General features: G+C 62.8%; 25 protein-coding genes. 13 read left to right on the forward strand and 12 right to left on the reverse strand.

Features of this window, described 5'->3' with window-relative positions; genetic code table 11:
* The first annotated feature begins 201 nt into the window (after window positions 1-201).
* The 3 genes from XI06_RS06765 (at window position 202) to XI06_RS06775 (ending at window position 3,919) form a co-directional block, all read left to right on the forward strand.
* Window positions 202-1,146, forward strand: a complete 945-nt coding sequence (locus XI06_RS06765) for a helix-turn-helix domain-containing protein (RefSeq protein ID WP_237863985.1) — start codon at window positions 202-204, stop codon at window positions 1,144-1,146.
* Window positions 1,147-1,282: 136 nt separating this feature from the next.
* Entirely contained in the window at window positions 1,283-2,896 is a 1,614-nt protein-coding gene (locus tag XI06_RS06770; RefSeq protein ID WP_271604886.1) for an acyl-CoA synthetase, read from the forward strand.
* A 15-nt stretch (window positions 2,897-2,911) separates the two neighbouring features.
* Window positions 2,912-3,919, forward strand: a complete 1,008-nt coding sequence (locus XI06_RS06775; RefSeq protein WP_271604887.1) for a zinc-dependent alcohol dehydrogenase family protein — start codon at window positions 2,912-2,914, stop codon at window positions 3,917-3,919.
* 11 nt (window positions 3,920-3,930) lie between these two features.
* Here XI06_RS06775 and XI06_RS06780 read toward each other — a convergent pair whose 3' ends face one another.
* The gene (locus XI06_RS06780; protein WP_271604888.1) at window positions 3,931-5,130 is read right to left on the reverse strand and encodes an MFS transporter; all 1,200 of its coding nucleotides are present in this window, start codon (window positions 5,128-5,130) and stop codon (window positions 3,931-3,933) included.
* Window positions 5,131-5,312: 182 nt separating this feature from the next.
* Here XI06_RS06780 and XI06_RS06785 point away from each other — a divergent pair, with 182 nt between their 5' ends.
* From XI06_RS06785 to XI06_RS06800, 4 genes are all read left to right on the forward strand, one after another.
* Complete coding sequence (locus XI06_RS06785; protein ID WP_237863981.1) at window positions 5,313-6,113, forward strand: MBL fold metallo-hydrolase; 801 nt, start codon at window positions 5,313-5,315, stop codon at window positions 6,111-6,113.
* Between the two features lie 159 nt (window positions 6,114-6,272).
* Window positions 6,273-7,292, forward strand: a complete 1,020-nt coding sequence (locus XI06_RS06790) for an alpha/beta fold hydrolase (protein WP_237863980.1) — start codon at window positions 6,273-6,275, stop codon at window positions 7,290-7,292.
* A gap of 15 nt (window positions 7,293-7,307) precedes the next feature.
* Complete coding sequence (locus XI06_RS06795; protein ID WP_237863979.1) at window positions 7,308-8,279, forward strand: fatty acid desaturase; 972 nt, start codon at window positions 7,308-7,310, stop codon at window positions 8,277-8,279.
* A 285-nt stretch (window positions 8,280-8,564) separates the two neighbouring features.
* On the forward strand, window positions 8,565-9,797 hold the full coding sequence (locus XI06_RS06800; protein WP_237863978.1) for an EAL domain-containing response regulator: 1,233 nt from the start codon (window positions 8,565-8,567) through the stop codon (window positions 9,795-9,797).
* Between the two features lie 56 nt (window positions 9,798-9,853).
* Here XI06_RS06800 and XI06_RS06805 read toward each other — a convergent pair whose 3' ends face one another.
* Window positions 9,854-10,087, reverse strand: a complete 234-nt coding sequence (locus XI06_RS06805; RefSeq protein WP_237863977.1) for a hypothetical protein — start codon at window positions 10,085-10,087, stop codon at window positions 9,854-9,856.
* 137 nt (window positions 10,088-10,224) lie between these two features.
* A complete protein-coding gene (locus XI06_RS06810; RefSeq protein ID WP_237863976.1) occupies window positions 10,225-11,205 on the reverse strand; it encodes a helix-turn-helix transcriptional regulator in 981 nt (326 codons plus the stop codon).
* An 86-nt stretch (window positions 11,206-11,291) separates the two neighbouring features.
* Here XI06_RS06810 and XI06_RS06815 point away from each other — a divergent pair, with 86 nt between their 5' ends.
* Window positions 11,292-11,936, forward strand: a complete 645-nt coding sequence (locus tag XI06_RS06815) for a glutathione S-transferase family protein (protein ID WP_237863975.1) — start codon at window positions 11,292-11,294, stop codon at window positions 11,934-11,936.
* 17 nt (window positions 11,937-11,953) lie between these two features.
* Window positions 11,954-12,388 (forward strand): DUF6157 family protein, encoded by a 435-nt coding sequence (locus tag XI06_RS06820; RefSeq protein WP_237863974.1) that lies wholly within the window; start codon window positions 11,954-11,956, stop codon window positions 12,386-12,388.
* 3 nt (window positions 12,389-12,391) lie between these two features.
* On the opposite strand, the gene XI06_RS06825 is transcribed toward XI06_RS06820, so the two are convergent.
* From XI06_RS06825 to XI06_RS06840, 4 genes are all read right to left on the reverse strand, one after another.
* Window positions 12,392-13,177: an enoyl-CoA hydratase/isomerase family protein gene (locus XI06_RS06825; protein ID WP_237863973.1), complete on the reverse strand. Its 786-nt coding sequence runs from the start codon at window positions 13,175-13,177 to the stop codon at window positions 12,392-12,394.
* Window positions 13,178-13,188: 11 nt separating this feature from the next.
* Window positions 13,189-14,298 carry a cyclic nucleotide-gated ion channel gene (locus XI06_RS06830; protein WP_237863972.1) on the reverse strand — a complete coding sequence of 370 codons (1,110 nt, stop codon included), beginning with the start codon at window positions 14,296-14,298 and terminating at the stop codon, window positions 13,189-13,191.
* A 131-nt stretch (window positions 14,299-14,429) separates the two neighbouring features.
* Window positions 14,430-14,648 carry a hypothetical protein gene (locus XI06_RS06835; RefSeq protein WP_271604889.1) on the reverse strand — a complete coding sequence of 73 codons (219 nt, stop codon included), beginning with the start codon at window positions 14,646-14,648 and terminating at the stop codon, window positions 14,430-14,432.
* Between the two features lie 112 nt (window positions 14,649-14,760).
* Window positions 14,761-16,209: a TAXI family TRAP transporter solute-binding subunit gene (locus XI06_RS06840; RefSeq protein ID WP_271604890.1), complete on the reverse strand. Its 1,449-nt coding sequence runs from the start codon at window positions 16,207-16,209 to the stop codon at window positions 14,761-14,763.
* Window positions 16,210-16,614: 405 nt separating this feature from the next.
* On the opposite strand from XI06_RS06840, the gene XI06_RS06845 reads away from it, so the two are divergent.
* Entirely contained in the window at window positions 16,615-16,962 is a 348-nt protein-coding gene (locus XI06_RS06845; RefSeq protein WP_057746865.1) for a DUF3307 domain-containing protein, read from the forward strand.
* A 207-nt stretch (window positions 16,963-17,169) separates the two neighbouring features.
* A complete protein-coding gene (locus tag XI06_RS06850) occupies window positions 17,170-17,568 on the forward strand; it encodes a hypothetical protein (RefSeq protein WP_237863969.1) in 399 nt (132 codons plus the stop codon).
* Here the strand turns inward: XI06_RS06850 and XI06_RS06855 are convergent.
* Both XI06_RS06855 and XI06_RS06860 read right to left on the reverse strand, forming a co-directional pair.
* On the reverse strand, window positions 17,565-17,888 hold the full coding sequence (locus XI06_RS06855) for a YkgJ family cysteine cluster protein (protein WP_237863968.1): 324 nt from the start codon (window positions 17,886-17,888) through the stop codon (window positions 17,565-17,567). The genes XI06_RS06850 and XI06_RS06855 overlap by 4 nt on opposite strands.
* Window positions 17,885-18,583, reverse strand: a complete 699-nt coding sequence (locus XI06_RS06860; protein WP_237863967.1) for a helix-turn-helix transcriptional regulator — start codon at window positions 18,581-18,583, stop codon at window positions 17,885-17,887. Before XI06_RS06860 ends, XI06_RS06855 begins: the two co-directional genes overlap by 4 nt.
* Window positions 18,584-18,696: 113 nt before the next feature.
* Here XI06_RS06860 and XI06_RS06865 point away from each other — a divergent pair, with 113 nt between their 5' ends.
* Entirely contained in the window at window positions 18,697-18,960 is a 264-nt protein-coding gene (locus tag XI06_RS06865) for a hypothetical protein (RefSeq protein WP_237863966.1), read from the forward strand.
* 38 nt (window positions 18,961-18,998) lie between these two features.
* Window positions 18,999-19,727: a glutathione S-transferase family protein gene (locus XI06_RS06870; RefSeq protein ID WP_237863965.1), complete on the forward strand. Its 729-nt coding sequence runs from the start codon at window positions 18,999-19,001 to the stop codon at window positions 19,725-19,727.
* 78 nt (window positions 19,728-19,805) lie between these two features.
* Here the strand turns inward: XI06_RS06870 and XI06_RS06875 are convergent, their stop codons facing one another.
* The 3 genes from XI06_RS06875 to XI06_RS06885 all read right to left on the reverse strand — a co-directional run bounded on the left by XI06_RS06875 (window position 19,806) and on the right by XI06_RS06885 (window position 22,240).
* Window positions 19,806-20,957: an ABC transporter substrate-binding protein gene (locus tag XI06_RS06875; RefSeq protein ID WP_237863964.1), complete on the reverse strand. Its 1,152-nt coding sequence runs from the start codon at window positions 20,955-20,957 to the stop codon at window positions 19,806-19,808.
* Between the two features lie 89 nt (window positions 20,958-21,046).
* Complete coding sequence (locus XI06_RS06880) at window positions 21,047-21,466, reverse strand: acyl-CoA thioesterase (RefSeq protein WP_200471569.1); 420 nt, start codon at window positions 21,464-21,466, stop codon at window positions 21,047-21,049.
* Window positions 21,467-21,478: 12 nt separating this feature from the next.
* A complete protein-coding gene (locus tag XI06_RS06885; protein ID WP_237863962.1) occupies window positions 21,479-22,240 on the reverse strand; it encodes an SDR family NAD(P)-dependent oxidoreductase in 762 nt (253 codons plus the stop codon).
* Between the last annotated feature and the right edge of the window lie 9 nt (window positions 22,241-22,249).

The raw sequence follows: 22,249 nt of genomic DNA on the forward strand, positions 1-22,249 counted from the left end.
TTCCTGCCTGGCTCGTTGACCGATTTTTGTTCTTCATAGGCCACATGCCCGCAGCCTGCTTGCTCCGGAGCGCAAAGCTTTTGCTTGTCCGCGCAAACCGGTCTTGCGTGTAGGCGGCGGCCATCTAGAATCCCGCCGGCGGGCCACCTTGTGCGATGCACAAACGGCGTTCATCATGGCTGTGCGACGGGTGGGCGGACGATGAACCTGGTATTCTCGACAGACGATCTGGAGCCGTCGAAGCGATATGCCGCCTGGCAAGGCGCGATCTGCGATGTCTACGTTCATGTCGACGTCAATGCCGACGAGCGATCCGACTACCAGGGCTTCATCCGCGAGGCGCATTTCGGCGCCGTCACGATGACGGACGTGCTGCTGTCGGAGCAGCGCATCTCGCGGCGCGAGCGGCACATCGCAAAACTCGACAAGGATTGCTACTACGTTGAATTCGTCCAACAGGGCCGGGTCAACGTGCTGCAGGCCGGCCAGACTTTGCTGTCGAATCCGGGCGTCGGCGCAATTTTTTCGGCGTCTGAAGCCTATGATCTCGAATGCGTCGGCAAGGTCCGGTCGCTCTATCTCGAGATCCCACGCACGGAGTTTTCGGCCCGCTTCAGCGAGGGGCGCCTGCCGGTCGTGACCACGATGGCGACGGGCCGCGGTCTCGGGCGCATCGCTGCCGAGTTCTGCGCGACGCTCGCCGCGGAAGGTGCTTCCCTGGATGAGATCGCCAGGACGCGCCTTGGCGCTGAACTGATGGATGTGCTGGCGTTGACGCTCGACATGGGCGACCGGGACGAATTCTCCGAGGATGCAAGCGCCCAGCAGGCACGCCTGCGCTCGGTCAAGACCTGGATCGAAGCGCATCTCACCGACGCCGATCTGTCGCTGGAGAGGATCGCGAAGAGCAACGGCGTCTCGCTCAGGCATCTGCACTATCTTTTCCGGCTCACCGATGTCTCGGTGTCCGAATGGATTTTGGATCGCCGGCTTCAGCGTTGTTACGACGTCTTGACGCGTCCCGAGTTACGGTCCCTGTCGATCACCGAGGTTGCCTATCAGCTGGGCTTCAGCTCATCGTCCTATTTCAGCACGGTGTTTCGCAGGAAGTTCGGCCACAGCCCGTCGGACCTGCGGCGCCGCTAGCAACACGCGAGGCCGTGCCAGGTTCGGCGTTGGCGGCGGGTACGCCCACGCAGCTCGGCACAGATGCCGCAAACCCACAAGACGCAAGATTTCAAACAAGAAATCGAACAAATCAAGACATCACACGGAGGGACACATGACCGGCGACATCGCAGCCACCATCTCGAAAGCGCGCGAGCATTCCATCGGCGATCTTCTGCGCCGTTCGGCGGCCCGCGAGCCGGCCAAGCTCGCGGTGAGCTGCGGCAGCGTGAGCTGGACCTTCGCGGAGATGGACGCGGTCTGCAACCGGCTCGGCCGCGGCCTGCTCGGGCTCGGCGTGAAAAAGGGCGACCGCCTCGCCGTGCTCTCGCGTAATTCCCACGCCTTTGCCGCGCTGCGCTTCGCCGTGGCGCGGATCGGCGCGGTGCTGGTGCCGATCAACTTCATGCTCAATCCGGACGAGATCAATTTCATCCTGAAGAGTTCCGGCGCCAAGCTGCTTGCGGCCGGCCCTGACTTCGTGGAGCCTGCGAAGGCCGCAAGCGCGAAGGATTGCGCCGTCGAGAAGATGATCTGGCTGCCGGGCGAGGATCCCGCCATGGCGCCCGCGGGACTCACCACCTTCGACGATCTCCTCCACGCCGATGGATCGTACCTCGAGGCTTCCGTCGATAGCCGCGATCTCGCGCAGATCGTCTACACCAGCGGCACGGAATCCCTGCCCAAGGGCGCGATGCTGACCCATGAAGCGGTGATGTGGCAATATGTCAGCTGTGTCATCGACGGCGGCATGAGCGTGGACGACAAGTTTCTGCACGCGCTGCCGCTCTATCACTGCGCGCAGCTCGACGTGTTCCTCGGGCCGCAAATCTATCTCGGGGCCTCCGGCGTCATCACGGGCAAGCCGACTGCCGACAACATCCTGGCGCTGATCCAGGCACACAAGATCACGTCGTTCTTCGCGCCGCCGACCATCTGGATCGCGATGCTGCGCTCGCCGAACTTCGACAAGACCGATCTGTCGACGCTGCAGAAGGGCTATTATGGCGCCTCGATCATGCCGGTGGAGGTGCTGCTTGAGCTCCAGCGCCGTCTGCCAAATGTAAAATTCTGGAATTTCTACGGCCAGACCGAGATCGCGCCGCTCGCGACCGTGCTGCGGCCGGAGGACCAGTTGCGCAAGGCCGGCTCGGCCGGCAAGCCCGTGCTCAATGTCGAGACGCGGGTGGTCAATACGTCGATGGAGGACGTTAGGGTTGGCGAGGTCGGCGAGATCGTGCACCGCTCGCCGCATCTGCTGTCGGGCTATTACAACGATCCCACGAAGACCGCAGCGGCTTTTTCGGGCGGCTGGTTTCATTCCGGCGATCTGGCCACCGTCGACGAAGAGGGCCACATCACCGTGGTCGATCGTGTCAAGGACATGATCAAGACCGGCGGCGAGAACGTCGCCAGCCGCGAGGTCGAGGAGATGGTCTATCGTATTCCCGCGGTCTCCGAGGTTGCCGTCGTCGGCCTGCCTGATCCGCGTTGGATCGAGGCGGTCACGGCTATCGTTGTGGTCAAGAGCGGCGAGAAGCTGGATGAGGACACCGTCATCGAGCATTGCGCCGGCCAGATGGCGCATTTCAAGGTGCCGAAGCGCGTGATCTTCGTCGATAGCCTGCCGAAGAACCCCAGCGGCAAGCTGCTCAAGCGCGAGCTGCGCCAGCGCTTCGTCGGCGGCGAGACACTCGACAAGGCCATCCAGAAGAATTTCGGCACCTGAGTTGGAGTGATCGCCATGAAAGCCTGGCAAGTCGCGCGTGACTGGTCGATCGAGGGGATGGAGCTGGCCGACCTGCCTGAGCCGGTACCCGGCCCGGGCCAAGTTGCAGTTCGGATGAAGGCGGCGTCACTGAACTATCGCGATCTGCTCACGATCCAGGGTAACGGCGGCGTCACCCGATTGCCGCTGATCCCGTTCTCTGACGGCGCGGGTGAGGTGATCGCGATTGGTCACGGCGTCAGCCGCGTCGCAGTCGGTGATCGTGTTTGTCCAATGTTCTTCCAGTCCTGGATCGATGGAAAGGTCTCGGCGAGCAGCCGCCGCTATGCACTCGGCGGCACGCGGCCGGGGGTGTTGCAAGAGGTGATGGTGCTCGATGCCGAGGGCGTCAGCCGCATTCCAGCGCATCTCTCCTTCCAGGAAGCCGCAACGTTGCCCTGCGCCGGGCTTACTGCCTGGCGCGCACTGTTCGAAGAGGCAGGAGTGCAGCCCGGCGATACGGTGCTGGTGCAAGGCACCGGCGGCGTCTCGATCTTCGCGCTGCAATTCGCAAAGCTAGCCGGCGCGAGCGTGATTGTGACCTCGTCGAGTGATGCGAAGCTCGAACGCGCCAAGGCGCTCGGCGCCGATCACACCATCAATTATCGGTCGGTGCTGGAGTGGGGCAAAGCGGCGGCGGAATGGACCGGCGGCGGTGTCGATCATGTCGTCGAAGTCGGCGGCAGGGATACGTTCGGGCAATCGCTCGAAGCGGCGCGCGTCGGCGGCACCATTCTCGTGATCGGCGTACTCTCGGGCTTCTCGCAACAGATCGCGATCCCAAGCTTGTTCTCCAAGAATTTGCACGTCATCGGCCTGTCCGTCGGCAGCCGCCGAATGTTCGAGGGCATGGCTGCTGCCATCGGACGCAATGCGATGAAGCCGGCGATCGGTCGCGTGTTCGGCTTTGATGCCGTGCCCGAAGCGCTGCGGCTGATGCAGCAGGGCGGACACTTCGGCAAGATCGTGGTGGAGTGTCCGTAAGGCCTATCGCCTCAATACTTCTTCACGTGCGCGCCGAACGCCAGCCACAATGCCATCGAGGCGAGGCCAAAGCTCCCGAGCAGCAAAAACGTCGGGCCGTAGCCGATCCATTGCGCGATCCAGCCGCCGAGCGCGGGGCTCAAGCTCGCGCCGACGCCTTGCACGGTGATGACGGCACCTTGACCGAGGTTGATGCGACCAGTGCCGTCCAGCGAGCGCGCGACCATGCCGGGGACGGCGACCGTCTGTAGTCCGGTGCCCATCCCGTCCAATACCTGCATGGGGACCACGCCCCACCATCCCGTCACGAAGAACGCAAGCACGCCGCGTACGGGTAAGAACATGAAGGAGACCAGGATCACCGGCCAGTAGTTGCGCTTTCCCGCGACTTGCATGGCAACCAGCGACGTCACCACCATGACGCCCTGCGCAATGACCACGGTGGTCGCAACGAAGCTCGGGCCGTTGGCCTGTCCTTTGGCCACCGCTGCAAGGCCATAGAGCGGGACGATGGCTGCATTGCCGAGATGGAAGATGGCAAGCGCAAGCGCCAGTACGAGGAGCGGCTTGTGCTTGAGGAGGACGGACATGGCGTCCGGTGGATTCTTGCTCTCGTCCTCCTTGCTGCCGCGCGCCTGACGATCATCGATGGCCTTGGCGGGGATCATCAGCACGCAGGCGATCGCGATGGTACCGAACACGGCCGCCAGCACGAACACCGCGACATAGCCGAATTTGTAACCGGGATAGCCCGACAGCGCTGCGCCGACCATGTTGCCGGCGTGGTTGAAGGCCTGGTTGCGCCCGTTCAGCGCATTGAAGCCCTTTTGCTTGGCGATGCCGAGCGTGATGCCGGTCACCGCCGGCACGATCGCAGCGCTCGCCAGCGATTGCGCGACTTGCGAAAACGTCACCGCCCAGAAATTTTGCGAGATCAGGATGATGGCGGAGGCAAGGACTACAAAGATTCCGGGGATGACCACCCACAGCCGCTTGTTGCGGCTGGAATCGATGAAGCCGCCGATCGGCGTCGTGACCAACATGCCCGCGACATTGCCGATCGTCAGTGCTGTGCCGATCAAGCCGGTGGCCCATCCGCGTTCTTGCAGGAAAACGCCGACGAATGGCCCGATGCCCGACTGCATGTCGGCCATGAAGAAGTTGACGGCGTAGAGAGGCCAGAGACCGGGTGAGGATGGGCGCGATGTCATCTAGACGCTGGACGGGATGCTGCCGATCGAAAATTGTCTCGTGCAGGTGGAAATGGCCGGTCATTGTGCCGGAACGGACTGAAAACTAACATGTGCTGTCAGCGTTGGTTCCTCCGGACTTGCGACCGGAGGGCTGCGATGTCACCTCACGGGTGTCCCGCTCTCAATTCTGGATTATGGCCATGCCTCTCTGGACGTGCGAAACCTGTGGCGCGCAATTCCCGGATAGCGGGACGCCCATATCCTGCCCGATTTGCGAAGATGAGCGGCAATATGTGAACTGGAAAGGTCAGGCCTTCCTCACGCGGGATGCGCTGGCAGAGCGTCACCGTCTCCTCTGGCGCGACGATCTCGGCCTGACCGGCATCGCGCTCGAGCCGAGCTTTGCGATCGGCCAGCGCGCGCTGCTGGTCCCGGATGGCGCGGGCTACGTGATGTGGGACTGCATTCCGCTGGCAACGCCGGAGGCGATCGCCCATGTCAAATCGCTCGGCGGCCTGACGGCGATCGCAATCTCGCATCCGCATTACTATGGTGCGCTTGCGGACTGGAGTGAAGCGTTCGACGGAGTGCCAGTCTATCTGCACGCTGACGACCGCCGATGGGTGACACGTCCGCATCAGTCCATCGTGCATTGGACCGGCGATCAGCATCGCATTTCGGACGATGTGCTGCTGTTGCGGACCGGTGGCCATTTTGCCGGCGCCACCATGTTGCACGACGCGCGCGGTGCCGACGGCAAGGGCGCACTTCTGACCGGCGACATCGCGCAGGTCACGATGGATCGCCGCTTCGTCAGCTTCATGTACTCTTATCCGAACTACATGCCGCTCAACGCCGCCGCGGTACGGCGGATTGCGGCTGCGGTCGAGCCTCTCGCCTTCGACCGCATCTACGGCGCCTGGTGGGGGCGCAACATCGCCAGCGGTGCCAAGGCCGCCTTCGCGACATCGGTCGAGCGATACATTGCCGCCATTGCCTGAGCTGGCCGGCGGCCGGAATACTGTTGCCTTTCGCTAATAAATGTACTACTAGTACAGATATTAGGCGCGACGCAACGATGCGTTTGCTGGTCCGGCACGATCAATGCATCGTGGTTTCGGCGGCCGCGTTGTGTGGCCGTGTGAGAGGGAGCCGGACGCATGACCGGACAGCGCGACTACGAAATCTTTGAGGCCGGCAACGTCGTGCTTCAGTCCGGCGCTGTCTTCCCCGCGATGAAACTCGCCTACAAGACTTATGGCGCACTAAATTCGGCCAAAGACAACGTCATTCTCTATCCGACATCGTTCAGCGCGCAGCATTTCGACACCGAGTGGCTGATCGGGCCCGATGGTGTGCTCGATCCCACCCGCTATTTCATCATCATCCCGAACCTGTTCGGCAACGGTCTGTCGTCGTCGCCATCGAACTCCGGCAACGGTCCATTCCCGCAGCTCACCTATCACGACGCCGTTGCGGTCCAGCATCGCCTGCTGACCGAACGCTTCGGCATTACAAAGCTCGCGCTGGTTTACGGCTGGTCGATGGGCGGCATGCAGGCGTATCACTGGGCCGCGCTTCACCCCGATTTGGTCGAGCGGGCAGCGGTCGTCTGCGGCAGCGCGCGATGCGCCGCCTACAATTACGTGTTTCTGGAAGCCGTGAAGGCTGCGCTATCAGGCGATCCTGCCTTCCGTGACGGCCGCTTTGTCGAAAGGCCCGTTGCCGGTTATCGCGCCATGGGGCGTGTCTATGCCGGCTGGGCCATGTCCCACGGCTTCTATCGCGACGAGATCTGGCGCGAGGCCGGCTTCACCTCGCTCGAGGACTATCTCACGCGTGGCTGGGATACGACCTTTGCCCGGCGCGACGCCAACGATCTGCTGGCGCAGATCAGTATCTGGCAGGCTGGCGATATCAGCCGGTGCGCTGCCTTCAGCGGCGATTTCGATCGCGCGCTAGGGGCGATCAAGGCGCACATGCTGCTGATGCCGGGTGCCACCGATCGTTACTTCGACGTGCGCGACAACGAGGATGAGCTCGGTCGCCTCGTCAATGCAAAATCAGCCGTGCTGCATCCGATCCCGTCGCTGCACGGTCATCGCGCCGGCAATCCTGTCAACAATCCGCGCGACCAGGCCTTCCTGAAGGCCGAGATCGCAGAACTTTTCAACAAGTAATGCAGGTCCCTGATCATGACTGACGCGACCGTTTCCGTTTCAGAGCCTGGCCATCGTCTGAAGCCGTTGACACCGGCGATGCTGCGCGAATTGTCTGAACGCTCCGATCACAAGGGCGCGGTGCGCAGCCTCTGCCACTACGCCGTGGTCGTTCTGGTCGGGGCGTTGATCTGGAAGGTGAGCTCGAGCTATGGCGTGCTTTGGGCGTTGCCGCTGATGGTGATACAGGGCTATTTTCTCGCGTTCCTGTTCATGGCGTTGCACGAGACCGCGCACAAGACTGCGTTCAGGAGTCGCGGCCTCAACCTCGCGGTCGGCTATCTCTCGGCCTTCATCATCGGGCAGCCCTATGAATATTACTGCCTGTTCCATTGGGACCATCATCGCTACACCCAGGATCCAGAGAAGGACCCGGAGCTGATCGTCGGCGTGAAGCCGAAAACCGACACCCAGATCGCGCTTGCCTATAGCGGTCTGCTCCAGGTTGCGGGCCGCCTCCGGCTGATGCTTGGACACGCCGTCACTGGCAGGGTCACGGTGCCCTGGATCCCCGAGAACAAGCGCGCCATCATCGTGACCGAAGCGCGCGTCTATGCCGCTCTCTATGTCCTGCTGTTAGCGCTCTCCCTGTGGTTCTCCTCGACGTTGCTGCTCAAGGTTTGGATCGCCCCTCTGGTCATCGGGCAATTCTTCCTGCGGCCCTATCTCCTGGCCGAGCACACCGGCTGCGAGCGCACCCGCAGCGCCTTCCAGAACACCCGCACCACCTACACCGGCGCGATCGTCAAATGGATTGCGTGGAACATGCCCTATCATGTCGAGCACCACGCCTACCCCTCGATTCCATTTCACGCGTTGCCGAAGTTGAACGAGATCGTCGATGGCGAGATCGTCCATCGCGGTAACGGCTATATCAGGACGACACTTGAGACATGGGCCTGGTTTCGCCGGCAGCGGAACGGTGACTCGCAAAAGGTGCTCCAGTAGCGGCTCTTTCGAGGCCTGTCGTGCGTTTGCCGGCTTTCGATAGAGGGCTTTACTGCGTGTTCATCGCATGTGCCGATGGCGTGGATCACTCCCTTACCGCGCGGCCACACCAGGTCGAGCGAAGCAAAAATGCCGATTGAAATCAATCATTTGGCCGCCGCTAAAACATGACTAACGAGTCCTTCCAGATCGAGAAAGTTTTAGCAGTCTTGTATTCACCGCGAGGTGAGCCCGCCGGCCTAACGTTGTGTCCATCGAAGCATCCGGTAGCGGGAGAGATGGGCAATGAGCGCGATGGGAAGCCGCCTTCTGGTGGTTGACGACGACCTGGTGCAACGGGTCCTGATCAGCAAGATCGGCGCGAAGCTCAGCTACGACACTGTTGTGGCTCCGTCCTTCGAGGCTGCAACCGAACTCCTGGACCGAGAAGCCTTCCAGACCATGGTGCTCGACCTGTCACTCGGAGAGCGGGACGGGGTAGAGCTGCTGCGCTTCGTTGCCGAGCGAAACCTCAAGGCGATGTCGATCGTGATCATCAGCGGTTGCGATGATCGCATCATGAAGGCGACGCGCCGGGTCGCAAACGGCCTGAAGCTGTCGGTCGGCGGCTGCCTAACCAAGCCACTCGATCTCAATCGTCTGCGGAGCGCGCTCGAATTGCCTCAGCGCTCGCCGTTGGCTGCAACAACTGCTTCACCGTTGCTCCCGATCACGCCGGACCGTATCGCGCAAGGTCTCGCCGCCGGCGAGTTTTTCGTCGAATTCCAGCCGAAGATCGCACTCCAGACCGGGAGGGTCATCGGCGCCGAGGCGTTGGCGCGCTGGCGCAGCGCTGATTTCGGCATGGTGTCGCCGCTCGTCTTCATTCCGATTGCCGAAGAGGCCGGTCTCATGAGCGAGCTGACCGACTGCATCCTGTCATCGGCGATGTCGCAGGGCCGTAAGCTGATCGAGCGCAATCCGGGCTTCACCATCGCCGTCAATATCTCGGGCTCGCTGATGTCGGATCTGGCGCTGCCCGAGCGGATCGAGGAAATCCTGCGCCGCGAGAACATCCCTCCATCTGCGCTGACGGTGGAGATTACCGAGACAATTGCGATGGCCGACGTCGATCGCGCCAACGATATTCTGGTGCGGCTGCGGATCAAGAAGATCGGCACGGCCATCGATGATTTCGGCACCGGCTATTCGTCGCTTGCGGCGCTGGCGCGGCTGCCGTTCAGCGAACTCAAGATCGATCAATCGTTCATCAAAGGCTGTGTATCCGACGAGGACATGATGAAGATCGTCGATGCCTCGGTCGCCCTGGGGAAGGCGTTCAACATGAAGGTGGTGGCCGAGGGGGTCGAAAGCCCCGAGGCCCTCGAGATCATACGCCGCGTCGGTTGTGACGTCGCCCAGGGTTTCTTCTTTGCGCCTTCGCTGCGGCGCTCGCGCGCGGAGCGATGGATATCGCAGCGCAATTCCAGTGCGAACGGGCTGATCGCGTCGCCAGCGGAGACCGCGCTTGCGAGCTGAGACGACGAACCCCGGCCGCGAAGCAGCCGGGGTTACGCCAATCGAAGCAGTCGCGCTCAGTAGACGGTGTAGCCGCAGACATTCACGACGCGGACACGCATGCCGTGACGGGTCTGGACGACGCGCTCTTGATAGCAGTTGTTGATGCCGGTGTTGACGTAGACGCCGCCAAAACCCCAACCGGGACCCCAATAGTGGTGGAAGCCGTGAGCCGAAGCGGCGGTGGGCACGAGAGCGGCAGCGCCGAGCGAACCGGCGGCGATCAGACCAATTGCAAGCTTACGAAACATTCTCATTCTCCAGTGTGGCGCGAGGCCGTTGTTGTGTCCCTGCTTCTCGGTCGAACCGAAGCGCGATTGCGTTCACGCGGCGAGGTGAGAATCGTGTTTCAGAATTGTTTCGTCAGTCGCGGCGAAATGCGCCGCCGTTAGGCTTTGCGCGCCGCGCGATAGCGTGCCGCCATTGCCTGCGCCATCTCGGCCATCTTCTCGCGGAGATCGGCGGGCTCCAGCACTTCGGCTTCCGCGCCGAGCCGCAACAATTCCGAGGCGGCATGCCATGACGTCTTGCCCGTCGGGACTCTGGCGATACGCCAGCCGTCCGCATCAGCGGCCTCTTCAATCTGCATGCGCGCCCTGACGTAAGGTTGGCTCAGCGCATCGAGCAGTTTTACGCCGAACGGCGAGAGTCGCACGACCGCGACATTCGGGTGCATCTCGGTCTCTAATCGCAGCGTCGCATCCCGCCAGTAGGCTGCGAGATCGAAATCGGCGGGGCGATCGAAGCGGTCGTCGAGCGCCGTGCAGTCGAGCACGCGCGCGACACGATAGGTGCGCACGCTGCCATCGACTTGGCCTGCGAGATACCAGCTGCCGCCCTTGAGCACGAGGCCGAGCGGAGCGACGTGGCGCTGCTTCTCGGCGCGCCAACTCTGGTAGCGAATCCTGATCAATGTTCCGCGCAAAGCGGCACCAGCAATGACGCGCAGATGCTTTGGTTCCTCCGTTTCGCCAAACCAGCCCGGCGCGTCCAGATGAAAGCGTTCCTGCATCCGGCCGGCGTCTTCGCGCAAATTTGCGGGCAGTGCGGCCATCAACTTGTTCTGTGCGGCGATCATCGCTGCGTCCAGCCCCAGCGCTGCTGCCGGCCCCGGGAGCCCGGCGAGGAAGAGTGCGCCCGCTTCGCTCTGCGACAGCCCGTTCAGCCGCACGCGATAGCCGTCGAGCAGGCGATAGCCTCCCTCCGCACCACGGTCGGCATAGACAGGGACGCCGGATGCCGCGAGTGCGTCGATATCGCGATAGATCGTGCGCACCGAGACCTCGCAGGCTTCTGCAAGCTCGGGTGCAGTGACCTGTCCCTTGGCCTGGAGGGTGGTGAGGATCGACAACATTCGGCTCGCGCGCATGATCCCTTAAACCATACCTGACACAGGATGTCAGGTATGGTTCGCTACAAGGTGCCTATCGAAAGCCGATCCGAGGGAGACCCGCCATGACCGATCAGAACCGCGTCACGCTGTATTATTCGCCGCAGAGCCGGGCCACTGGCACACGGGTGCTGCTGGAGGAGCTGGGAGCACCCTACGATCTTCATGTCCTCAACATGAAGGCAGGCGAGCAGCGAAGACCTCCCTACCTCGCCATCAATCCGCTCGGTAAGGTGCCGGCTGTCAGGCACGGCGAGGCGCTCGTGACCGAGCAAGTCGCGATCTACGTCTATCTCGCAGACCTTTTTCCTCAGGCGGGCCTCACGCCCGCGCTGAATAACCCGTTGCGCGGTCCTTATCTGCGCTGGATCGCCTATTACGGCTCCTCCTTTGAGCCCGCCTTGATCGACAAGTTCATGCAACGTGAGCCCGCCCCGATCACCCAGTCGCCCTATGCCGATTACGACACCATGCTGGGAGCCCTCGAGGCGCAGCTCTCGAACGGGCCCTATCTTCTCGGCGAGCGGATGACCGCCGCGGATATCCTGTGGGGTGTCGCATTCAGCTGGACCATGATGTTCGGCATCGTGCCCAAAAAGGACGTCTTCGTTCGCTATTGCGAGCGCATCACCTCGCGACCGGCGTTCCAGCGCATCAGCGCGGCGGACGATGAGATGGCCGCGCAGCATGCTGTGGCCGCTGGAGGATGAAGGGGCCTGAACCTCGCATGACCAAGCCGATCCATACGACCAACTGTGTCGACACGTTCATCCAGGTTGCCGAGGACTGTCCGGCGCGCTCCGGTGAGGAGCCGCCGCCGCGCGCGGGACGGCCGACGGTGGCCGGACTGCAATATGCGATGATCGCGAACGCACCATATAGGTACACGTCCGACGACGTGATCTTCGCGACCTCAGCGCCGGGACGCGAGCTTGGCGCCAAGGCGACCAAGTCGGAAAGGAACGCCGCACGCGCCGCGTTCTTCTCGCGCGGACAGGCCTGCATGCGGGCCTCAGGCCTCGGCAAGCGCTACGGCTGGGGTGTGCATGCCGACAAGGAAGGCCGTATCGCGATCTACGCTGTCGAAAGCAACCGCTATCAAGCGCTGTCGCACGATAAAAAGCTCACACAAACGCGCGCGATGCGGTCGAAGCGGAGATGAGCCTCAAAACCGAGGTGCCCGCTTCTCCGCGAACGCCTTGATGCCTTCCTTGATCTCGTGGCCGCGCATGCTGTCGCGGTGACGCTGGTCGGCGGCAGCTTCGTCCAGTTCGCCGCGGGCGAATTCATTGATGGCGCGCTTCATGCCGCGCATCGCGTTCGGTGCATTGCCGGCGAGGATGTTGGCGAGCTTTTCGACTTCCTCGTCCAGAAACTCGACCGCCACCATGGCGGTGAGGTAACCGATCCGCAGCATCTCCGGCGCGGTGATCTTTTGAGCGGTGAGGAACAGCTTCTTGGCATTGTCGACGCCAAGCCGGGTTACGTAGCGTTTGATACCGCTCCTGTAATAGTGCAGCCCGAGCCGGGCCGCCGGCATGAACATCTCCGCGGTGTCGACGCCGATACGAAAATCACAAGCGAGCGCGAGGTCGGTCGAGCCGCCATAGACGCCGCCATTGAGCCGGCAGATCGTCGGTACGCCGAGATCTTCGAGTCTGTTAACGACGACCTCGAAGGCCGAGCCCGCGCTCTGCTGCTCGTTGGCGCTGACTGCGCGCTCGGCGACCGAATTGAGGTCATAGCCGGCCGAGAAGGCGCGTCCCGTGCCGGTCAGCACGAGGACGCGGATATCGGGATCGGCCTCGACGCGGTCGAACAGTTTTAGCAGCTCGCCGAGATCTTCAGCCTGGAGCCGGTTGAGATGCTTCGGCCGGTTGAGGCGAATGGTCGCGCGGGCACCGTCGATTTCGAGCACGGGGCCAGAGGCTGCGTCGGCTGCATCCGACATTCTTGTCTCCATTACCTGTTTTCGAGCGTGCGCCGTTTGGCTTCGGCGTCGATGGTCTCGGCGAGATCGGGATGCCGTGCCATCAGCACGCGGAAGTCGACGAGGTCGAGCACGAGGAGCCGTGACACTTTCGTGGTCGAAACGTTGGCGCCGCGCATGTTGTTGCCGAGCAGCGCCATCTCGCCGAAGAAGGCGCCTTCCCCGAGTTGGACTTTCTTGCCGGGCAGGTCGACCTCGACCTCGCCGGCGGCAATGAAATACATGCAGTCGCCCTGCGCACCCTTGCGAATGATCATGGTGCGCGCCGGCAGCTCCATGGTGCGCAGCATGTGTGTGACGTCGGCGATGGCTGCTGGCCCCAGCGCCGCGAAGAACGGCACTTTGCTGACGGATTCCCAAGTCTTGAGGAAATTGTCACGGCGGGTCTCTGCCGCAAACCCGGTCGCCAGAATACCGGTCCAGAGGCCGAACACGCCGAGGCCGGAGATCATCACCAGCGCCGCCACCACGCGGCCGAGCGGCGTGACCGGCACGACGTCGCCATAGCCTGTCGTGGTCAGCGTGACGACCGCCCACCACAGTGCGGCGGGGACGCTGCCGAACGTTTGCGGCTGCACGTCCCGCTCCAGGAAATACTCGGCGACGGAGGCAAGAAAGACCACCATCAGGAAGATCACGAGCACGCTGAGCAGCGGCCCCGATTCCAGCACCAGCACGCGGCGAAGCTGGCGCAGGCCGGGAATGCCCGGCACGACCTTCAACACCCACAGCACGCTCAGCAGCCAGGCCGTCTTGGGCTCGGCGCCGAGGACCAGCGCGATCGGGACGGCCAGCGCCCCGACGGTGTCGACCAGCCCGGCGGAGGAGGACATATAGAGTCCCAGCCGCCCTTGACGCTTCATATGGCGCAGCCGGACCAACCATTCGAACACGAAATAGACGAGGCTGGCCCACAACAGAAAATCGACCCAGCGGTGCGCCGTCTCATAGGCCGGGTCGAGCGTCAGCAGCACCATGCTGAGCACGCCGACGGTCACGGCCACATAGGCCGCCTTGGTCATATTGCGGCCGGCGGTCGCGGCCACGAACTGGGCCAGGGCGGGAAACATCGGCTTCGGCATGCGGGATGGCGGCTCGGTCTTGGCTCTTGCAGGGCCTGGAACTTCGGCGCCAAAGTGCCCGTCCGCACGGAGGCCGTCAACGACAGGCGCCGGCCTTCGATGCAAGTGGCTAATCCGGGCAGGTCAAGCCGTTACTTGAAATGGGGTGGCTCGTCATAGCCGCGGCGGCTGCTTAAGAATAGCAGCATCATCAAGCCGATGCCGACCACCACGGAGAACCCCGCTCCGAGCGCCAGTGCCACATAACCTTCCGTCGGGATCGGGTCGCCTCCGACTGACATGGCCGAGTAAGCGAAGTATCCAACCGGGGCCAGCATTCCCAGCAAGAGGATGAGGAGGAGCATACGCATGGTGCGTTCTCCGGTTGTACTCCTAACCAACGGTTGCGTAGGGGCACAGTTCCGCAGGAGGCCGGCCGCGATCAGCCAGAAAACACCAGCGCGAGGGGCGCGGATCGATAGGTCAGGCACTCTGAGCTGTCTTCACGGTCACGACGTTGGTGTCGTCATGCGGGGGAGGGAGGGCCTGACGGGTGGCCTTCTCGAGCTCGCTGGCGTGGCGCTTCAGGTAGTCGCGACGCATGCCGATCTCGTCGCGGACAAATTCGTAACCGAGCTTGAAGGTATCGAGCCCGTCGGTACTGATCGTGCCGTCGCGCAAGCCGATGACCGCGCCGCGCAAGATGCTCTCAAGCTCGTCCTGGAGGCATTCGAGCTGATCCAGCGAATGGGCGTGCTCGATGCGCTCGCCGATGCAGAGGATGGCAGTGGAGAGCTCGCTCGCCTTCTCCGGCGCGATGCGGGTGATCTTGGCGTAGATCGCAGCGAAGATCGAGCCGATGACGCTGAGCGCGGCGGCGCCCAGATACATCATGTCGCTGTATTTATCCATGAACGACTTGGTGTCGTCGTTGATGTAGTCGGCCGCACCCTGATGCGCCATCACGTAGGCGTCCTTCTCGACGGAGGCCGGTTCAATGTGGGTCGCAAAGCCGTTGTCGAGCCCGAGCGCGGATTTGTTCTCGTAGACGATGCGCGCAATGTCGCCGGCGGTGCTCCCCGACATTTTGGATTGCGCGACCAGGAGCCATTCGAGTCCGATGGTGTCGAGATCGTCGTCGGGAATTTCGGGCGACGCAGACAGCGTGCCGGCCGTCAGAGTCTCGTCGGAAATGCCCGGGAATTTGCGCGCCAGCGCCTTGGCTTCGTCGATCGCATTCAGCGTGAAGCCGCCGCGCTTGGCGACCTGCTCATAGGCCTTGTCGCGCACGGCCCTGGAGGCGTGGACGATGGCGATCACTGCGCTGAAGCCACTGGCCGGCGCGAATAGCTTGTCCAGGGTCGTGCCCTGCGGCGCCATTTGGATCTTGGCGGCGTCGGGACTGTCGGGGGCGATATCGAGGAGGTTGCGAACGAAAGCGAGCGATGATTCGCCGTCGGCGAGAACCGCAACCTTCTTCTTCTTCAACTCGGACAGCGACTTGATCTTTTTGTTGCCGGGACCGAGCAGAAGCACGAAATCGTGCTCCAGCAGTGCCAGCGCGCGTGCCCGCACCGGCACCTTGGCGTCGGTGCGCAGGATGGCGAGATCGGCCTGCCTGCGGTCGAATTGCGCGATTGCCTTGGCGTTGTCGGGGTTGTTGACGATCTTGATCCGGAAACGCGAGCCGTTGTTCTTCAGCAGCGTGGCGAGCTTGTTCGCGAACAGGGCCTCGTCTCCGTTGGGGCCGCCAACAGCAAAGGTCAGCGTCTCCGAGTTGTGCAACCAGGCGCGCCCCGCCCAGACGGTCGCCAGCGACAGTAGCAGGGTCAGCACGACATACAGCAGGACCTGCTGCTGATTGGTCTTGATTACTTTGGGACGCCGTGGCGGCGGGGGTTCGGTCGACGAGGTCGGGCCTTCAGCACTCATGGCGGCACCTGGCCTTATTCCTTGAATGGCGGGCGAGGCGACCATTGCCGGCGGCCCACGCGAAAATTTCGGTAAGCGTTTAAAAAAGAACGATAATCCTCTACCCTAGGATGATAGCGCTCCAGTTCCGGAAAGCAAATTCCGCGCCGGAGGTAACCTTACTCGGGGCGAAGCCGGGCGTTGTCGATCCTATCACCGTTTAGCCACACTTGGCGATTTTCCGGTTCCCCCGGCTGCATTCCGGCGCGGGAAATGTCATAAATCGTCGGTCCCGACGGTTTTGACGGGTCCAAGAAGAAGTTGCGCTGAACGCTCCATTTTTTTCTTTTCGAGTCAACGAGGGCGTCAGCTTTGTCGTTTCCACCCCTGTCATCGGCGGTTCCGGTCGAAGCGCTCATTGGCTGGATGCTGCTGCTTACCTTCAAGCACATCATCGCCGACTTCGTCCTGCAAACGGCCTGGATGGCGCACGGCAAGGACCAGAAGCACGGCTGGGCTTTGCCGCTCCTCGTGCATTGCCTGATTCACTTTGCGGTTGCGTTGCCGCTGATCCTGATCGTGGCGCCAAAGTTCTGGTTCGTGGCGCTGATCGATTTCGTCATCCACATCACGATCGACCGCGCCAAAGGATTTGTGTCGGCCAATTTCGGCGTCAACCAGGAGCACCCCTGGTTCTGGACGCTGATCGGCGTGGACCAGGCGCTGCATCACCTGACTGGCTTCGGCCTCTCCATCTTCATGGCGGCGAACTGAGGCTCAGGCCTCTATCCTGAGGCGCCCGCCAGTGGCGGGGATCGTGAAGGACGGCCGCAAGGACGCCCCCACCCCCGTATTCAACCCGGTAGGGCTGCGCTCCGATTCGCGGCATAAGGGCAAGGACACCGGGTGACTACCGCCCAGGGTGGTTAACCTTTCATTAGAGAATTGCGCGGCATCTTCCTGACACGAGGGAGAACTGCAATGTTTTCAAGCCGCGACGCTTTTGAAAGCGATTTCTGCCCGGTTCGTGACGAGCTTCTTGGCGAGATGTACCGCGCCAATGAAGGCGGCCTGCCGAGGCTGGTTGAGAGTGTTTCCCCTGACGTCCGCGCCAGGCTGGCGCTGTTTTGCTATCGCCGTAGCCATCTGCACTCATTGGCCGTCGCGATCGCGAGCAGCTGCAGCGAGCGCGACCTGATCGAGCACGGTGGTCGTGTCGGCTCGACGCTCTACGCGCTCTCGCGCGAAGGCTCGGCCAAATCGTCGCCGTCGCTGTCGGGGGGCCGCAAGCCGATCACACTGTCGACCAAGCCGCTCTCGGTGCTCGCACCGCTGGACGACGAAATCGACGACGAGATCAGCGAAGCCATTCCCGCTTAAGCGCTCTCGATAACAGGTAGCCCGAACTTCCGCCGCGCCATCGCGCATTCGGCGTCGCCGGGCATGCAGGTGCGGCACACCTCCGGCCGCACAGCATAGATGCCGCACTTGGTCGACTTGCCGATTTCTCCCTGCAACGCGGAACAGCGATCGCCCTCGCAGCGCATGCCGGACTGGCGCGCGTTGACGAGCCCTTCCGGGATCAACGCAAGCTCCTCGTCGCTCTCGATCGAGAAGCGCGGCCAATTCTGCGAATAACCGCAGCAGGCGCCGCAGCTCTGGCAGTAGCTCGACTGATCAATCTCCTCCGTTGGCATCATGTGTCTTTCGGCGGGCCCCAGACCAGGCTCTGCCGCCATTTCGCGCGCAGCACGTCGCGCCTTTCCGGATATCTTTCGTCGAGATAGGTCGCCTCGACGACGCGGTCGGTGCGGAAGCTTCGGAAATCGCTGCGTAGCTCGCACCAGGCTGCGAGCAGGCGCACGGCTTCGAGATAACCGACCGAGATCGGCCAGATCATGCGCTCGCTGGGGCGCCCTTGTTCGTCGCGATAGCGCAGCATGATCTTCTTGCCTTCATGGATCTGCGTTCGCGTGCGCGCCATGTCCAGGCGGTCAGGCTCCCTGTTCCAGCTTGGCCGCGCGCGGCTCGCCGGCTCCAGCACGAAGGGTCGCAGCCGCTCAGGCACGGTGTCGGCGATCTTGGCCATCAAATCTTCGGCCGCGCGCGCCAGCGTGGAATCGGCGTGGCCCGCGACCCATTGCGCGCCCAGCACCGCCGCCTCGATCTCGTCGGGTGTCAGCATCAAGGGCGGCAGGTCGAATCCTTTTTCAAGGATGTAGCCCATGCCGGCTTCGCCACGGATCGGCACGCGCTGGCCCATCAACGTTGCGATGTCGCGATAGATGGTGCGCTTCGAGGTCTCGAGCTCGGCCGCAATCGCGTCCGCCGTCAGCGGCTTACGGGTGCGCCTCAGCACCTGGATGATCTGAAACAGCCGGTCGGCGCGTCTCATGACAATTCTCTCATCAAACGGCGGATCAGAAATCGGCGCGCGGCTGCTGACAGGATGTTGGCAGCAGGGGAGTTCTATACCGGGACAACACATCGACTGAAGAGGGTTTGTCCATGATCACTCCAATCCATCTTGGCCTGGTTGGTCCGCTGTGGCGAGCGCAGGCCTCGTTGCATGCCAGGGTCTACGGCCGCTTCACGTTTCTCGAACTCACTGCCGTCGACCTCCGCCTCGCGCTCGCGACCGTATTGGCACGTTCGCTGATCCAGGCTGCGGACGCGCTGGTCCGCCACGTGATGGGCCGCGCCTGGCGGGGGGCCCGTTTCGCAGAAGATATCACGGCTGCTGCCACCATGGTGGCAGCAGCGCGGCACTAGGTTCCGTCAACTCTTTCGGCAGGTTCAGGAGAGCTCGCATGATCACGCTTTACGGCTTTGGCACCGGCTTCGGCCTGCCGGAAATCAGCCCCTTCGTCACCAAGACCGAGGTGCAGCTCAAGATGGCGGGACTGCCCTACCGGAAGGAGCGGGCCATGCCGCCGGCGTCACCCAAGGGGCAGCTGCCATTCATCGACGATGGCGGCGAGGCGGTGGCCGATTCGACCTTCATCCGCGCCCATATCGAGCGCCGCTATGGATTCGACTTCGATGCCGGCCTGTCATTGGCGGAGCGTGCGCAGGCCTGGGCGTTCGAGCGCATGATCGAGCATCACGTCTATTGGGCACTGGTCGGCGCCCGCTGGGTCGATCCGGTCAATTTTGCCAAAGGGCCTGCGCATTTCTTCGACGGAGCGCCGGAGCACAATCGCGAGAAGCTGCGCGAGGATGCGCAGTTCCGCGTCGCCGAGAACTATCTGCTCTCCGGTCTTGGCCGCCATGGACCAGACGATGATGTCGATCTCGCGGTCCGCTCGCTGTTCGCACTGTCGGTGCAGCTTGGCGACAAATCCTATCTGATGGGCAACAAGCCCAGCGGTGTCGATGCGACCGCGTTCGGCGCGCTCGCCGGCATTTTGACGCCATTCTTCGAGTCCAGCCTGCGCGACCGCGCCGAGGGATTTCCGAACCTCACCGCCTATGTCGACCGGATGATGGATACCTACTATCCCGAGTTCGCCTGGACGCCGCTGCGGCAAGCGGCCTGACGTAAGCGCGCGGAACGCACAAAAGAAAAGAGCCGGCCTGATGGGCCGGCTCTCGTCATTTTGGAAACCGTAGCCGCCTTACCTCACCAGCGCGTACTTGCCATTCTTCACCGTCAGCAAGATGCGCGAGCGCTCGTCGAGGCCATAGCGATCCTTTTCGGTGAAGTTGTAGACGCCCTGGCTCGCGGCCAGCTCCTTCTCGGACAACAGGGCCTGGCGGATCGCTTCGCGGAATTCCGGCGTGCCGGGTTTTGCGGTCTTCAGCGCCGTCGGGATGATGCGCTTGAGGATCTCGAAGGCATCGTAGGAATGACCGGCGAACTGGCTGCGGCTGTTCGGGCCGTACTTGGCTTCATAGGCCGAGTTCAGCGCGAGGCCCGGCTTCTTGGTGGCGGCTTCGTCTGGCTGGTCCTCGGGGTCCATGACCGGGCCCGACGCCATCAGCACGCCTTCGGCCGCCTTGCCGGCGATGCGGATGAAGTCCATGCTGGCTGCGCCGTGGGTCTGGTAGATCAGGCCCTGATAGCCGCGCTCGCGCAGTTCGGTCTGCGGCAGTGCGGCCGCGGTGCCGGAGGCGCCAACCAGGATCGCATCGGGATTGGCGGCCACGAGCTTCAGCACCTGGCCAGTCACCGAGGTATCCGGACGGGCGAAGCGCTCCTCGTCGACGATGGTCATGCCCATCGGCACGGCCTGCGCCTTCAGGTCGTTGAACCAGAGGTCGCCATAGGAGTCGGAATAGCCGATATAGCCGAGGGTCTTGATGCCCTTCGACTTCATGTGCTCGTACAGCACCTTGCCGACGATCGGGATCGGCTGCGGCATCGCCACCGACCACTTCATGCGTTCGGGCGTGATCGGGAAGGGGGCCAGACCAAAGTGCGGAATGCCGGCTTCATTGGCGACGTTGGAGACCGCGATCGTCGGCGGCGTCAGCGCCGAGCCCATGATGATGTCGGCCTTGGATTCCGTCACAAAGCGGCGGGCATTGGTGGTCGCGGTGGTGGGATCGCCGCCGTCGTCGAGCACGATCACTTTCAGCGGAACGCCAGCGATTTCCTTCGGCACGAATTCCAGCGCGTTGCGCTCGGGGATTCCGAGGGCGGCGCCCGGGCCGGTCGTGGTGGTGGTGATGCCGATGGTGATTTCGGCGGTCTGAGCGAGCGCGGGCAAGGCCGGCAACGCCAGCGTTGCAGCCGCGATGGCGGCAGTCAGGTAAAAGCGTTTCATCAATTCCTCCCTTGACGTTTTTCTTTGAAAGCAGAAATCGGGGATGAATTCAGCCCCGTCTTTTGGCGATGCGGCGATTTAGCTCCGGATTAGCTCCCTGTGAATTTGGCTACCATTTCCGGAGGGAATGGTGCCGATTTCAGTTTGTCGGGGTTAACGGGGTCGCGGCCGACCAGAACGCGCGTCTCAAAACCTTCGATGGCGAGCGCCTCGCCCTTGTAGACGTTGTGCTTCACCTCGAAGCTCGAGCGCTTGATGCTCTCGATCTTCGTTTCGATGGTGATCCAGTCGCCATAGGTCGAGGGGATGTAGAACTTGGACCGCGTATCGACCATGGGGATACCCACCAGGCCGTATTTGCGGACCAGGTCCTGCTTGGAGAAGCCGGCGACCTCGAACAGGGTCGACGTCGAATCGTCGAACATCGCGAAATAGCGCGGATAGTAGACGATGTTAGCGGGGTCGCAGTCGCCCCACTGGATCTGAACGTCACGCCGGTTCACGAACATGCGTTGAGCGCCTTATTTCGGCGCCATGCGCAGCGAGCCGTCGAGGCGCACCACTTCGCCGTTGAGGTAGGAGTTCTCGACCATGTGCAGCGCGAGCGCAGCGAACTCGTCGGCGTTGCCGAGGCGGCGCGGGAACGGGATCGCGGCAGCGAGCGAGTCCTGCGCTTCCTGCGGCAGATTGGCGAGCAGAGGCGTCAGGAACAGGCCGGGCGCAATCGTCAGCACGCGGACGCCGAACTGGGCGAGTTCGCGCGCGATCGGCAAGGTCATGCCGACGATGCCGCCCTTCGAGGCTGAGTAGGCCGACTGGCCGATCTGGCCGTCATAGGCGGCGACAGAGGCCGTGTTGATGATGACGCCGCGCTCGCCGCTCGCCTGCGGCTCGAGCTTGGACATCTCGGTCGCGGCAAGGCGCAGCATGTTGAAGGTGCCGATCAAATTGACCTTGATCACCTTGTCGAAATCGGCGAGCGCCATCGGGCCGTCGCGGCCGACGACACGCTTGGCAACGCCGATGCCGGCGCAATTGACCAGCACGCGGGCCGGGCCGTGGGCCTTGGTAGCCTGTGCGATCGCAGCTTCAGCAGAGGCCGCGTCGGAGACGTCGCAGGTGACAGCGACGCCCTTGATCTCGGCGGCAACGGTTTCCGCGAGCTTGGCATTGAGATCGAACACCGCGACCTTGGCGCCCTGCGCGGCCAGTTTTCGTGCGGTGGCAGCGCCCAGTCCCGATGCGCCGCCGGTGACGATGGCTGCCTGATCCTTCAACAACATGGCGTTCTC

The organism is Bradyrhizobium sp. CCBAU 11434 (assembly GCF_028128895.1).
GTDB lineage: Bacteria > Pseudomonadota > Alphaproteobacteria > Rhizobiales > Xanthobacteraceae > Bradyrhizobium > Bradyrhizobium zhengyangense.

Bases quoted from the DNA above. Each gene is read 5' to 3' on its own strand.
- XI06_RS06775 (WP_271604887.1), top strand. From the start codon at position 2,912: ATGAAAGCCTGGCAAGTCGCGCGTGACTGGTCGATCGAGGGGATGGAG.
- XI06_RS06880 (WP_200471569.1), bottom strand. From the start codon at position 21,466: ATGTTCGTGAACCGGCGTGACGTTCAGATCCAGTGGGGCGACTGCGAC.
- XI06_RS06860 (WP_237863967.1), bottom strand. From the start codon at position 18,583: ATGAGACGCGCCGACCGGCTGTTTCAGATCATCCAGGTGCTGAGGCGC.
- XI06_RS06830 (WP_237863972.1), bottom strand. From the start codon at position 14,298: ATGCCGAAGCCGATGTTTCCCGCCCTGGCCCAGTTCGTGGCCGCGACC.
- XI06_RS06865 (WP_237863966.1), top strand. From the start codon at position 18,697: ATGATCACTCCAATCCATCTTGGCCTGGTTGGTCCGCTGTGGCGAGCG.
- XI06_RS06875 (WP_237863964.1), bottom strand. From the start codon at position 20,957: ATGAAACGCTTTTACCTGACTGCCGCCATCGCGGCTGCAACGCTGGCG.
- XI06_RS06840 (WP_271604890.1), bottom strand. From the start codon at position 16,209: ATGAGTGCTGAAGGCCCGACCTCGTCGACCGAACCCCCGCCGCCACGG.
- XI06_RS06790 (WP_237863980.1), top strand. From the start codon at position 6,273: ATGACCGGACAGCGCGACTACGAAATCTTTGAGGCCGGCAACGTCGTG.
- XI06_RS06885 (WP_237863962.1), bottom strand. From the start codon at position 22,240: ATGTTGTTGAAGGATCAGGCAGCCATCGTCACCGGCGGCGCATCGGGA.
- XI06_RS06855 (WP_237863968.1), bottom strand. From the start codon at position 17,888: ATGATGCCAACGGAGGAGATTGATCAGTCGAGCTACTGCCAGAGCTGC.
- XI06_RS06850 (WP_237863969.1), top strand. From the start codon at position 17,170: ATGTTTTCAAGCCGCGACGCTTTTGAAAGCGATTTCTGCCCGGTTCGT.
- XI06_RS06795 (WP_237863979.1), top strand. From the start codon at position 7,308: ATGACTGACGCGACCGTTTCCGTTTCAGAGCCTGGCCATCGTCTGAAG.
- XI06_RS06770 (WP_271604886.1), top strand. From the start codon at position 1,283: ATGACCGGCGACATCGCAGCCACCATCTCGAAAGCGCGCGAGCATTCC.
- XI06_RS06825 (WP_237863973.1), bottom strand. From the start codon at position 13,177: ATGTCGGATGCAGCCGACGCAGCCTCTGGCCCCGTGCTCGAAATCGAC.
- XI06_RS06815 (WP_237863975.1), top strand. From the start codon at position 11,292: ATGACCGATCAGAACCGCGTCACGCTGTATTATTCGCCGCAGAGCCGG.
- XI06_RS06845 (WP_057746865.1), top strand. From the start codon at position 16,615: ATGCTGCTGCTTACCTTCAAGCACATCATCGCCGACTTCGTCCTGCAA.
- XI06_RS06805 (WP_237863977.1), bottom strand. From the start codon at position 10,087: ATGTTTCGTAAGCTTGCAATTGGTCTGATCGCCGCCGGTTCGCTCGGC.
- XI06_RS06800 (WP_237863978.1), top strand. From the start codon at position 8,565: ATGAGCGCGATGGGAAGCCGCCTTCTGGTGGTTGACGACGACCTGGTG.
- XI06_RS06820 (WP_237863974.1), top strand. From the start codon at position 11,954: ATGACCAAGCCGATCCATACGACCAACTGTGTCGACACGTTCATCCAG.
- XI06_RS06765 (WP_237863985.1), top strand. From the start codon at position 202: ATGAACCTGGTATTCTCGACAGACGATCTGGAGCCGTCGAAGCGATAT.
- XI06_RS06780 (WP_271604888.1), bottom strand. From the start codon at position 5,130: ATGACATCGCGCCCATCCTCACCCGGTCTCTGGCCTCTCTACGCCGTC.
- XI06_RS06785 (WP_237863981.1), top strand. From the start codon at position 5,313: ATGCCTCTCTGGACGTGCGAAACCTGTGGCGCGCAATTCCCGGATAGC.
- XI06_RS06835 (WP_271604889.1), bottom strand. From the start codon at position 14,648: ATGCGTATGCTCCTCCTCATCCTCTTGCTGGGAATGCTGGCCCCGGTT.
- XI06_RS06810 (WP_237863976.1), bottom strand. From the start codon at position 11,205: ATGCGCGCGAGCCGAATGTTGTCGATCCTCACCACCCTCCAGGCCAAG.
- XI06_RS06870 (WP_237863965.1), top strand. From the start codon at position 18,999: ATGATCACGCTTTACGGCTTTGGCACCGGCTTCGGCCTGCCGGAAATC.